Origin of the sequence: Ruminobacter amylophilus, assembly GCF_900115655.1 — a bacterium.
In the GTDB taxonomy this organism is placed as follows: Bacteria; Pseudomonadota; Gammaproteobacteria; order Enterobacterales; family Succinivibrionaceae; genus Ruminobacter; species Ruminobacter amylophilus.
In genome coordinates this window covers 1-11,821 of the sequence record NZ_FOXF01000060.1, presented here as the reverse complement: position 1 = coordinate 11,821, position 11,821 = coordinate 1, and the positions used below count along the sequence as shown (strand labels likewise).

Below are 11,821 nucleotides of genomic sequence, written 5' to 3'. Positions count from 1 at the left end.
TGATAGCTTTGAGCAGGTTTTCTGAACGTCTGATGGTTTCCATTCGTTCATACCAGTTCTGCTCTCTGACAATATCCATCAGCACTGCTTTGATTTCGGCATTCGGAACATAGGCAACTTTACGATATTGATTTTTTGTTTCTGCACATCCAAGGTAACCGAGGCATACCAGAAGACTGAAGACATCATTTTTATCTTTTATGGTTACCATATCATTCTGGAAATTGGCACAGCTGAAAGTAACTTCATCACCTTCGATTAAATTGATGATGTCTTCCTTTATGCCGTCAAAATCCATATTGATCAAACGTACAAATTCCTCATTGGACGAAGTTCCGCTCCAGTAACTGATACATTCATTTCTAGTTACTGCCTTACACACAGAGTTAGGGTTGTAAATATCCACACCTTTGATTTTATAACCCTCGTACCAGCTCTTTAAATCATGATGTGAAACTTTACAATTAGGCGATTTTACAATGTTGGCTACCTCATCTTCCGTAAAACCAAAGTAAGGAGCATAATCCCCAGGAGAGAGCATGTTATATTCATCAAAGCCATTCAATGCTGATTGGGAATTGTATTTTTTGATTGGCAGAATACCGGTGAGATAAGCTAAGGCAAAGCAAGCTTTACCGCCATCAGATTTAAACAGATTTTTTAACAGTTTGATAAATTTCTTCTGCAAAACCTCGTCATCACGGTATTCACGATATACCAGATCCCATTCATCCATAATAAAAATGAATCTGGTATTTAAATCTTGGGTGATTGCAAGTAAAGTTTCCAGAAGTCCCATATTTCCAATTTGATGCTTTTCAAGACATTTTGAAAATTCATTACTCGATTTTAAATCTTTAATTACTGAATACTCGAAATAGTCAACCAGATCATTAACACCTTCGACTTTCTGTTTCTGACCTGAATAACCATCAAACAATCCGTCGATGGTATTCATATCAATGTAAATAACATCATATTTATTGAGATGTTCAGCATAGTTGTCTTTATCAGCAATATGCAGACCGTCAAATATTTTTGTGCCGATATACCCTTTGGAATAATAGGCTAAAAGCATATGGGCCGTTACGGTTTTTCCGAATCTGCGGGGACGGGTTACGGCAAAAAAACGTTTATCTGCATTGATCTTTGCAGACATCTTTTCTATAAAATCCGTTTTATCAACAAATATGTCTTTATCTTTGAAATTAACCAGTGTTTCAAAGCTGTTTTCCATGGTCGGATTCAGAATACTTCCCATGACTTTAACCTCCCCGAACTCAACATCATCGGCTGTCATTTTATCACAGCACTGAATTTTTATCCGTGATACAGGACGGAACTTCCTGTGAACAATTGGCCGTACTATTCATATGTCAGTAATTTAACTAGTATCAACAAATAATTCAACTGTTATCTGATGCCTAATCTGTTGATAAATCGTACATCAATAACGCTACCGTTTGTTCATCATTTGTTTAAACTTCTCAACCTCTCTGGCACAATCGCTCTCCGTCATTCCGGCTTTGTACCTTTCTTTCGGATGAGCCTCATAGTATTCCTCCTGAAAAACCACCGCCCAGTAGTTAAACTCGGTGGTGGGATATTCCAGAACTTCAGAGATTGGGCGGTGGATTTCCCGGGCAATTCTCACCGCCAGTCTGAAAGTAAAACTGCCCCGGATTAGTTTTTTAAGCTGGTCTCGCTGGTGATGTTGAGAGCCGAGAAGGCATTCACCAAAGCGTTCAGCACCTTGTTCGGCACGGATTCCATAAAGGCATTGAAGTCCTCCGGCTTTTCGGTGAGGTTGCCGTCAGCATCGCAGAGAGACGCATGCATCATCTTGAGAACGCGAAGCTGTAAGTCCTTCTCGTTCTCAAAGTCGATACGAGCCTTGCCCGAAAGTTCACGCAGGTAAAAGTCCACACCGTCAACGGTTACCTTGCTGATTTTAAATTTCAACGATTTAATCTGTTCAAGATAAGACATGGTTAATCTCCTTCATTTTCATTGCTTTGAGCCTGTTCATCATCGGCATTCGACCAGACAACATCTGATGCCTGTCTGCCGGAAACCTTAAGCTGCATAAAGCCGTCAGCAGAGCCGGACATAATCTGATAGCCTAGAAGCTTCAAATCATAGGCAGCTCTGGTACCGTTCGGCCACTGATGACGGACAGTCACTGTCTGCTGTTCCTTGGCGGCAGCAATCAGAGCTTTTTGGTCAGCATCATCATCGTAAAAGTAGATGGTGAGTTCCTTTTCTGCTGAGTCCTTCAAACCACCGCAGTAAACCTTTCTGTCATCATCGATGGTGGTGCATTCCACGGATTCAGCAATGTCACCGATGTCTCCGAGCTCCTGCGCGCCCTTGAGAGGAATCCATGTCGTGCCTCCATCAGTAGAAAACTGGGAATGAGTTCCGCCGAGAAGCACAGGCTCTCTCGGTTCATAGTCATAAAGTTCTGTATGTTGTGCCATATGGCTTTTCTCCTATTTCAATAAATCCGCCACCGAGGTTTCAACCTGCTGAACCACGATAGCAACTGCGTTTGTGTCCACTCTGCGCTGAATGGCTTCCATAAAATGACGTGCGGTTATGCCCTTAACCTTTCTGCCGTGCTGACTTGCCTTCTTTGTGGCACGAGCCTTAACGGCTAAAAGTTTACTGGTGTTGCGTTCAATCAAGCCCTGGTACTTATCCCGCTGTTTCTGTGTTTTGGCAGAGGCGAGATTGAGTCTGGCTCTGTTGATGGCAATCTGGTATTTGTTGGCGATAAGCTGCTGAATGACTTTATTGCCTTCAAGACTTGAGCCTTTGCCGACAGCATGGTCACGGGTACCGGCATTTAGCCAGTGGTTCAGAGTCTTTGGTGGCATATGAGCCTTTTTACCTTCCTTGCATCCCTTAACCTTGCTCACCGGCAGAAAGTGTATGTATGAAATAATGCGGTTATGGTCAGAGCGAACTCTTGAGGTTTTAATGCCTGATACAGACTTGCGGTAGATTCCGGTATGGGATTTGAAGTGAGTATCGATGTACCCCGTAAGTTCTTCTCTTGCTCCGGATTCCTTCAGCGCCTCTTTCAGAATCACACGGCTGATTTTAGTCTGCAGTTTCTGCGGCAAACCCTTGAGCTTTTCTGCAAGAATGTCAGCACCGTCTGTATGTACTTCAATCGTCATCGTTCAACAAACTCCATGCTGATGACATTGCCCCAGAATCCGACCTCGGGGTCATACTCCGCAGGCGTGATGCTGTTTACCATAATGAGTCTGAAGTCCTTTGAATATTTCCCGTCAGCGGCATTAACCAGCTTATCCGTCGGAGCGTCACAGGCCTCTGCGCTTTGAAACGAGAAGATAAACACCTCAAAGCCGTGATGGGCAATGTGCGCCTCGCCATCAACAGTTCTGCCGGAAAACTCAGTAGCCTGCCGGGTAATCAGAACTCCGGTCTTGATGTTGTTCGGCACCAAATCGAAGTAAGCTTTCAGCCCGGTGAGATCCTCAACGAGAGTCTTAACCTTTGCTTTCATTTCACTGATTGAAATCATGTGGTAAACCTCTGATTTTCATTAAGTCCCGAATAGCTGCAGCCAAGCAGAATTTCTCCCTTATGCCTGTCGGGAGACAGGTTATCGATACCGTAGAACTTGCCGTTCCACTCGATAAGACAGTCATCGGAAAGACCTGCAAGGTAGCGGATCAGAATGGTAATCTGACCGCTCTGTACCTCAACGCCTGAACGCATCTGGTCACGGGTGGTAACCTGTCTCACGTTCGCCCAGACTGACCCCGAAAGCTCATACTCATCAAGCGAGGTCTGATTGCCGTCAGACTTTGGTTCATAAATTCTGATACGTTCATTCATCGTTCCGGTTTCCATCAGAATGCCTCCTTCCTTGAGCCGAACAGCATGGCACGGAGAGAAAGCGTCAATGCCCGGTAGTCAGCCTCGGTGCGATGCTCATACATGTAGTTGACGGCATACATCACCGCGGCTCTGCCGTACTTCGAGTCGTAGAGCACTTTGGTCGAATCCGCTCTCAGCACATCAAGACACAGCCGTTCAGCCGAGTAGATAAGATTCCTGATAAGCGTGTCATCCTCGGTACTGTCAACACGCAGATAGTTCTTCATTTCCTTTAGTGTCATGCTCATAGCTAAACTCCAAAAAAGCCTCCATCAGCAGAATGATGAAGGCATAAAAAAAGCTCCGTTATGGAGCCTTATGGTTTCACGGTCTTACCGCCGGTGATAGTTAAAATCTGTACCGCCTCCGGCAAGATCAGCTTGCCGTCCACTCGTTCCTTGGCCACAAAGCCAATCATGCCGTTGCCTGCAAAGAGCTCTCTAAGTTCAGAGAATGAACGGGTACCGCGGTCACCGATGTTGTAGTAGTTGTAGTCACCAAAGGCAATCTTGCCTTCAGGACAGAACGGTGAGGTATACACGTCGTAGCCTAAGAGCTTGTCCGGCTCTCCGGAAGTCAGTGCCGGCTGCCAGAGGTACATGCCGTTGTTGTCCTTGAGCTGTCTGATTGCAGCCACGGTCTTGTCATGCATAATGAAAGATGCTGACTTGCGGTACGGTCTCTTTAATGCATACACAAGCTGCATGATGTGATCTGCGTTAACTGAGGCGGCAGAAAGTGCGGCAGTACCGCCACCTGTTTCAGCAAAGAGACCGAGTGGCTGACCACGACCGGTACCGTTAAGGAAGGCATCCTCTTCCGCATTGGCCAGAGCCTTGCCGAACTCGGTAATGATGTATTTTTCCAAATCGAAAGCAGCATCGTAGAGGAGTTCCTCGGTTACCTTGATGGCAACATGCAGTTTGTGGGCATCAAGTAAAATCTGAGCAAAGGTTGCATCACCGAAAGACAATGCACCGCCTTCTTCAATCCATGCGGCGGCAGGCTTGGTGGCGGCAATGTTAATCTTGTGTTCGCCGGAGGTGGTGATTACATTACCGAGAGTTCGCATGATGTTTTCTTCTTCAAGTACACCAATGAGTCTATCGTCGTATTCTTCCGGAACAAGGTAACCACCGTCAGCATCCACACCTTCCTGCAGAACATTGGATACCTGCTTGAAGTTGGTTCTGAGAGCCTTGAGCATGCCGTTCTTATACTCATCAGAGGCACGGCCGCGCTTTACCGCAGAGTCAGCAGCAGAAGAGCCAACGGCAGCAGATGGCTTTGAGGTGATGGGAGTGTTTACCGGACGGGAAAGTTCGGCATCAAGAGCATCACGGCGTTCAAGTCGGGCGATTTCCCTGCTTAAATCAGTGATGTCCTGCTCCATTCGGGTGTAGGTAGCATCGTCCTCTGCGGTAAGAGTTCCCTTGTCGGTACGACGGGATTCAAGAAAGGCCTTGGCGGCATTCCATGCGGTTGCTCGCTTTTCGCGAAGTTCATTTACAGTAGTCATAAATTCTCCTAGTTTCTGATAAGGTTAAGACGCTCCATCAAATCATCCACGGAGCGTTCGTTGGTTTTGGTTTCAGTTGGTTTTGCCTCAATGCGGCATCTGGCAGACAGCTTTTCCATCAGTGAATTGGTAACACTAGCCCTTGAGAAAGCTGTAGCGGCAGCCTCCGTCATTTCATTTTCGGAAGACGGTTCTCTCTGCAGAATCTCATCGGCAAATCCAAGTTCCACGGCCTTGTTGGCATTCATCCAGGTTTCCGCATCCATCAGACGGGAAAGCTTGGCTCTGCTCATGCCTGTCTTGATTTCGTATGCATTGATGATTGATTCCTTTACTTCCCCAAGCATGTCGATGGCTTTCTGCATTTCAGCAGTATTGCCAAAGGCAAAGGTCATCGGATTGTGAATCATCAGCATGGAAACCGGTGAGACACATACCTTTGTTCCTGCCATGGCAATTACCGAGGCGGCAGATGCGGCAATACCGTCAATCTTCACAGTGACGTTACCGGGATATTCCATCAGCATGTTGTAGATCTGAGCGGCAGCCACACAGTCGCCTCCCGGGGAGTTAATCCAGACCGTAATATTTCCCGAACCACTCATCAGTTCATCTTTAAAAAGCTGTGGTGTTACGTCATCGTCAAACCAGCTTTCCTCAGCGATGGTGCCGTTCAGGAATAGGGTTCTTTCCGGGGTCGGAGCGTTTTCCTCCGTCTGGTTCTTCCACTTCCAGAACTTCTTCATTGTTATTCTCCTTGTTTGCAAAAATTCCTGCGTCCTGCAGTTTGGTCATGTTTCCGTTGATGAGATACAGATCCCCTCCAAGCTCATCTGGGATGAGATCAAGCTGCTCTAAACTTCTGATATCATTGGCTGACATCCAGCCGTTCTGCCGGGCAATGGCATAGCCGTTCATGCGGCTCTGGTAATCACCTCGAAGAAGTCCGTCCACATTGAACTTCACGAAATAGTCCGGCTTTTCCTTTTCGGTGAGAAGTGCCCGGTTAAGTGACTGCTCCCAGCGGATAATCCACGGCTCCAGGGTGTATTTCACGAACTCGAGTGACTGCTGTTCGATATTGCTGAAGCTTGATTTCTCAAGGTCTCCAACCATGTGAGGCGGCACTCGGAAGATTCTCGCTATCTCATCAATCTGAAATTTACGGGTCTCAAGGAACTGCGCCTGTTCCGGTGAGATGGAAATCGGCGTGTATTTCATGCCTTCTTCAAGTATTGCCACCTTGTGGGCATTGTTGCCGGAGAACCCCTTGTTCCAGCTTTCGCGGATGGATTCAGGATTTTTCACCGTTCCCGGAAACTCCAGAATGCCCCCCGGAGTAGCACCGTTGGCAAAAAACTTTGCTCCGTATTCTTCGGTGGCAATCGAAAGACCTATGGCATTTTTTGCCATGGCTATCGGCGAGTAACCGACAAGTCCGTCAAAGCCTAAGCCCGGTACATGCAGCACCTCGGACGGCCTTAAAGTCACAGAGCCGCTTTTCCCTGTATGAGCATCCGAGTCCTGCATCTGATACTGATAAATAATCTGACCGTTTGAGTCCCGGTCAACCGTCATGCGGTTAGGCATTAAGGGATACAGTCCGATGATTTCGCCTTTGCCGTTTCGGATAATCTGAGCGTAGGCATTGCCCCAGAGGAGCAGGTGCGTCATCAGCGTTTCTCGGAACACAAATGAGGTCATTTCCGGATTCGGCTCATCATGCAGAATGCGATACAGCGGATGCTTTACCGCCTTGGCCTTGTTGCCTTCCGATTCATACTGGTAAAGGTGAACCGGCAGACTGGCAATGGACTCTGACAGAATTCTCACGCAGGCATACACTGCGGTCATCTGCATAGCTGAACGCTCGTTAACTTTCTTTCCGGAAGTGCTTCCTCCCATCATGAAGCGGTAGCCGGAGCCGTTCAGACTGTTGGTCGGTTTTCGTTTAAACCAGCCTTTAAAAAAGTTCATAGATTCTCCTAAATAAACAGAATGCCGCGTTCATCGTAGACCGAGGCTCCGTTGTCATTGCCGCATCGGATGGCTCTGTCGAGTCCCATGATGGTGGCAATCGCACCGTCAATCTTCTCGGTGGATTTTTCCTTGTCGGCCTTGATGTTGCCTGCCGGGTCAGTTCTGATGTAAATGTTGTCCATCATCCATCGCAATACCGGATGACCGCCGTGAGCAAGTTTCTGCTCCAGCGTGAGTTTCATAAGCTCTTTGGTCGGCGGGGACATGTCCTTAAAGCCCTGACCGAAAGGAACTACGGTAAAACCCATGCCCTCAAGGTTCTGTACCATCTGTACTGCTCCCCAGCGGTCAAAGGCGATTTCACGGATGTTGTATTTTTTGCCGAGCTCCTCGATGAATTTTTCGATGTAGCCGTAATGAACCACGTTGCCTTCGGTGGTTTCGAGAAATCCCTGTCTCTGCCAGACGTCATAAGGCACGTGGTCTCGACGCACACGAAGCTCGAGAGTGTCTTCCGGAATCCAGAAGAACGGCATAATGGCAAAACGCTCATCTTCGTTCCTCGGAGGAAAGACCAGCACAAAAGCTGTGATGTCGGTGGTGCTGGAGAGGTCAAGACCGCCATAGCATATCCGGCCTTCCAGCTCGTCAGGATTTACCGCGAAGGAGCAGGCATCCCATTTTTCCATCTGCATCCAGCGGATTGACTGTTTCACCCATTGGTTCAGCCTTAATTGACGGAAAGCATTCTCCTCACCGGGATTCTGCCTTGCCGAATCACAGGCCGCCTGTACCTTGTCGATTCCCACGGTAATGCCGAGGGACGGATTGGCTTTCAGCCACACTTTCGGATCCGTCCAGTCGTCAGATTCATCAGCGCCGTAAATCACCGGGTAGAAAGTCGGATCGATCTTTCTGCCCTCAAGGATGTCCTTTGCCTTCTGATGGGTTTCGTAGCAGATGGAATTGGTGTCGGTTCCCGCAGTGGTGATCAAAAAATACAGCGGCTGCATTCGGGCATCACCGGAGCCTTTGGTCATAACATCAAAAAGCTTTCTGTCCGGCTGGGTATGCAGTTCATCAAAGACCACGCCGTGAATGTTAAAACCGTGCTTTGAGTAGGCTTCCGCAGAGAGCACCTGGTAGAAACTGTTGGTCGGGGTGTATATGATGCGTTTCTGCGAGGCGAGAATTTTGACTCTTTTGTTCAGAGCCGGGCACATCCTCACCATGTCGGCAGCCACATCAAATACGATTGTTGCCTGCTGACGGTCAGCAGCACAGCCGTAAACCTCGGCTCTCTCCTCTCCGTCACCGCAGGTAAGAAGAAGTGCTACGGCCGCAGCCAGCTCAGACTTGCCCATCTTCTTCGGGATTTCAACATATGCGGTATTAAACTGCCTGTAGCCGTTCGGCTTTAAGGTTCCGAAGAGATCCCGAATAATCTGCTCCTGCCAGTCGATAAGTTCAAAAGGCTTTCCTGCCCAGGTTCCCTTGGTGTGGCAGAGAGCCTGAATAAAGTTCACTGCATAGTCGGCGGCATCCTTGTCATACACGGACTTCTTTGCCTTGAACTTTGTGGGGATGTATTTTTTAAGTTTCCGCATTGCCATCTGCTCACCTCCTTACAGGCATAAAAAAAGACCGCCGAAGCGATCTTTTGGGTATAAAAAGGAGCCGTTAAGCTCCGTACTAATTGTTGGCGTTCTTCATCGCCCATTCAAGAGCATGGCCGTCATCCATGAAATCTACGCCGCTTACCTCGCGGATTCCGATTTCACCTTCGCAGGAGGTGTCGTCGGAAAGGAACTCGTAAACCGCGCCGTAGTAGGATGGCTTGCCGGCTCCGTTGTAGTAGTGGCCTGCAAGGATTACCTTATCACCGAATCTTAAGGTCTTGCTCCAGCGGCATTCCAAATCTTCAGGAGTGGTAGGATTCGGCAATCTGTAGGTTCTTGCTCTTTCTGTCATCTTGCTCATTTTTAAGTCTCCGTTGTTGTTCTCGATGACTGTATATTCGCTCTGTACCAAAGGTATAGCAAGTCAATAAGTGCCTGATTTTGTACTATTTTTTTTCTAATCATTTGTCTAATTCATCTAAAATCGAGCAAAAATAGAATAAAAAAGGAAGACTATTTCCATCTTCCTTTATTCAATTCAATCTGTTTTTTTAAGCCAGAACAACAGAAATCGAAATACTACTCTTTATTTACTTAATTGGCTTACCTTCATTTGTAAATTGAATCCCTGCAAAACAACCATATTTTTAGGGTATTCCTTAGGAATATCGGAGCGCGCTACTAGCACCAACTTCTTGCATTTTCTTTTAGTTCCTGCAGAAACTAAAAGGCTCACCGCTTCGTCTATAGATTCATCTTGCCTTTGAATCTTAACAGCGACAAGGTCATCCTTTCTTGTATTTTTAATAATTCCGTCAATACCTCTATTCCGCTGAACAACAGTACAATTCAGTTCATCAAGGATTGCTTTTTCGTAATCAGTCTTTGTATTATACGCCTGTGCCCCTTTCTTTAGTAAAACAGATTCAGTCATAAAAGGCTGTTCCAGTCGAGCTTTAGTTAAAGCTATTGCATCAGAATTTATATCGCAACCTAAATACTGCCTATCCATCAACTTAGCTGCAACCAAAGTAGTACCACTTCCGCAAAAAGGATCTAACACTAGGTCACCCTTTCTTGACCCTACTTCTATTATTCTTTTCAGCAGTTCAACAGGTTTTTGAGTAGGGTATCCTGTTCGTTCTTTTGCCTTAGGATTTAAAAATGGAATCTCCCAAACATCTGATAGAGGAACTCCTCTTTTAGGTCCCGAAGATATTACATTTCCTTCTTCATCTTTTTTATATGTTGATTTCCCATTCTCTCTTGCCCTTTCTTGTAATATTTGATCGACATTGGTAGTTGGAGAATAATCAGTAAATATTACATTAAATGCATATCTCAGACTTTTTGAATAATATAAAATAACCTGATGATTAGGAAGTAAATTCTTACTCGAGTTTGACCACCTCTTATAAGACCATATAATTTCGCTTCTAAAATTATTCTCTCCGAATATATCATCTAAGATAATACGTAAATAATGTGAGGCATTGTTGTCACAGTGCAAAAAAATATTTCCGGTACTCTTCAATACTCTATGCATCTCTAACACTCGAATTCTAAGAAAATCGAGGTATTCATTTTTTGAATTCCATCGATCAGAAAACGAGTATTCTTCGCCTTGCCTGCTCGTTAACCGATGTTCTTTTTGAGTAAAAAAAGGAGGATCTAAGTAAATAAGGTCTACACTTTCAGTTGGCAATTCACGTAAGAAATCAAGACAATCTGACAGCATCACCTTGCTATTAAGATTCTCTACTAATTGCTTCAAGGATTTCATTTAAGTCAACTCCTGTATAGTTGGTAACATATTGCCATGCTTCTTCTCCGCTATAATACTTCCCTCCAACTTCCATATACAAAGCTTTTAACTTCTGCTGTATATCTCTTGCTTGTTTGCGTTGTGGCTCATAAAACATTAGTCGAATTGGTGTATAACCCCAATACTTAATAGCTTCTATTCTGCGACGTCCTTTATTTATGTGATCACCATCCGTAGTTGCATCTCGCCATTTTAGTTCGTGCGCATCAGTTCCTACAAGGCAATCAATTTCAAAATTTTTTGGTGTTCCTTCAAAAGGATTTTCAACACGTGCCTTTTCTGCGTTATGGAATTTGTGCTTAAAACAAATCATAACAGCTTTCTCTAAAAAAGAACCTGCATATTGATAAAGAAATCTGCCTTTGTTTTGGTAGATATCAATTTGATCACCTTCCACGTTATCTATTCCTAGAACACCGTATAGAAGATAGTGAGATTTATCATCTTTTCTCATCTCTTCGATTCTTAAATTTACCCTTTTGTCAAGTTCTCTCTTATACTGTTCTGATAACGATTTAATCTCGTTATATACATATTCGTTCATAGTACACTCCATGAATACATAACTTTTATGCAATTATATATTCAATGGAATTGCGTGTACACTATTAACTAGTCCAATACAACGTAGCTGTGCTAACTATTCTATAGTTTTATGCTGAAAAGGTAGCCGTGGGCTTTTTCGTGTTCGTCGCTGTTCCATTCAGTGTAGCGGCTGTTGATCTCAACCAGCCCCTCAAGGGTACATCCGGCCTCCTTGAAAAGCCATGCGGTTTCCACTGCGTGACTCCATCCGGAGGAAAAGGTGAACCTTTCGATTCCGTTCTGCCTCATGGATTCAATCAGCTTTGCCGCTTCGTTGTCCCAGACCACTTCGCTGATGTCGAGGTAATCGTTGCCGCTGTCCCTGGAAACCTCGTACTCGTTAAAAAGGCGGCAGGCTTCTCTGCCAAGCTCCTTAAG

16 protein-coding genes are annotated in these 11,821 nt (G+C 45.6%); all 16 read right to left on the bottom strand.

The genetic code is table 11. The annotated features are described in order from the left end of the window. Nucleotides 1-1,300 (bottom strand): AAA family ATPase (locus BMY80_RS10700; protein WP_093143540.1); only part of this gene is annotated, 1,300 nt, incomplete at its 3' end. Nucleotides 1,301-1,456: 156 nt separating this feature from the next. Then, nucleotides 1,457-1,654, bottom strand: coding sequence for a hypothetical protein (locus tag BMY80_RS10695; RefSeq protein WP_019000854.1), 198 nt, complete (start codon nt 1,652-1,654; stop codon nt 1,457-1,459). A gap of 29 nt (nt 1,655-1,683) precedes the next feature. Next, complete coding sequence (locus BMY80_RS10690; protein WP_019000853.1) at nt 1,684-1,989, bottom strand: hypothetical protein; 306 nt, start codon at nt 1,987-1,989, stop codon at nt 1,684-1,686. Nucleotides 1,990-1,991: 2 nt separating this feature from the next. Then, nucleotides 1,992-2,480: a hypothetical protein gene (locus tag BMY80_RS10685; protein WP_093143538.1), complete on the bottom strand. Its 489-nt coding sequence runs from the start codon at nt 2,478-2,480 to the stop codon at nt 1,992-1,994. Between the two features lie 12 nt (nt 2,481-2,492). Then, nucleotides 2,493-3,185 carry a hypothetical protein gene (locus tag BMY80_RS10680; protein ID WP_093143537.1) on the bottom strand — a complete coding sequence of 231 codons (693 nt, stop codon included), beginning with the start codon at nt 3,183-3,185 and terminating at the stop codon, nt 2,493-2,495. Beyond that, entirely contained in the window at nt 3,182-3,556 is a 375-nt protein-coding gene (locus BMY80_RS10675; RefSeq protein ID WP_019000850.1) for a hypothetical protein, read from the bottom strand. The genes BMY80_RS10680 and BMY80_RS10675 overlap by 4 nt, the downstream gene beginning before the upstream one ends. Next, nucleotides 3,553-3,888 carry a phage head closure protein gene (locus tag BMY80_RS10670; protein ID WP_019000849.1) on the bottom strand — a complete coding sequence of 112 codons (336 nt, stop codon included), beginning with the start codon at nt 3,886-3,888 and terminating at the stop codon, nt 3,553-3,555. The genes BMY80_RS10675 and BMY80_RS10670 overlap by 4 nt, the downstream gene beginning before the upstream one ends. Continuing rightward, the gene (locus BMY80_RS10665; RefSeq protein WP_177178572.1) at nt 3,888-4,163 is read right to left on the bottom strand and encodes a head-tail connector protein; all 276 of its coding nucleotides are present in this window, start codon (nt 4,161-4,163) and stop codon (nt 3,888-3,890) included. Before BMY80_RS10665 ends, BMY80_RS10670 begins: the two co-directional genes overlap by 1 nt. A 68-nt stretch (nt 4,164-4,231) precedes the next feature. After that, on the bottom strand, nt 4,232-5,434 hold the full coding sequence (locus tag BMY80_RS10660; protein WP_093143536.1) for a phage major capsid protein: 1,203 nt from the start codon (nt 5,432-5,434) through the stop codon (nt 4,232-4,234). Between the two features lie 8 nt (nt 5,435-5,442). Continuing rightward, the gene (locus tag BMY80_RS10655) at nt 5,443-6,180 is read right to left on the bottom strand and encodes a head maturation protease, ClpP-related (protein WP_093143535.1); all 738 of its coding nucleotides are present in this window, start codon (nt 6,178-6,180) and stop codon (nt 5,443-5,445) included. Beyond that, entirely contained in the window at nt 6,092-7,411 is a 1,320-nt protein-coding gene (locus BMY80_RS10650) for a phage portal protein (protein ID WP_093143518.1), read from the bottom strand. The genes BMY80_RS10655 and BMY80_RS10650 overlap by 89 nt, the downstream gene beginning before the upstream one ends. Before the next feature lie 8 nt (nt 7,412-7,419). Continuing rightward, nucleotides 7,420-9,027, bottom strand: coding sequence for a terminase large subunit (locus tag BMY80_RS10645; RefSeq protein ID WP_093143515.1), 1,608 nt, complete (start codon nt 9,025-9,027; stop codon nt 7,420-7,422). 79 nt (nt 9,028-9,106) lie between these two features. Then, nucleotides 9,107-9,394, bottom strand: coding sequence for an Nmad4 family putative nucleotide modification protein (locus BMY80_RS10640; protein WP_093143512.1), 288 nt, complete (start codon nt 9,392-9,394; stop codon nt 9,107-9,109). Nucleotides 9,395-9,619: 225 nt separating this feature from the next. Further along, nucleotides 9,620-10,816 carry a DNA-methyltransferase gene (locus tag BMY80_RS10635; RefSeq protein WP_093143509.1) on the bottom strand — a complete coding sequence of 399 codons (1,197 nt, stop codon included), beginning with the start codon at nt 10,814-10,816 and terminating at the stop codon, nt 9,620-9,622. Next, the gene (locus BMY80_RS10630; RefSeq protein WP_093143507.1) at nt 10,782-11,402 is read right to left on the bottom strand and encodes an ApaLI family restriction endonuclease; all 621 of its coding nucleotides are present in this window, start codon (nt 11,400-11,402) and stop codon (nt 10,782-10,784) included. The genes BMY80_RS10635 and BMY80_RS10630 overlap by 35 nt, the downstream gene beginning before the upstream one ends. A 101-nt stretch (nt 11,403-11,503) precedes the next feature. Continuing rightward, the coding region (locus tag BMY80_RS10625; RefSeq protein ID WP_093143504.1) for a DUF7698 family protein at nt 11,504-11,821 on the bottom strand (318 nt) is incomplete at its 5' end.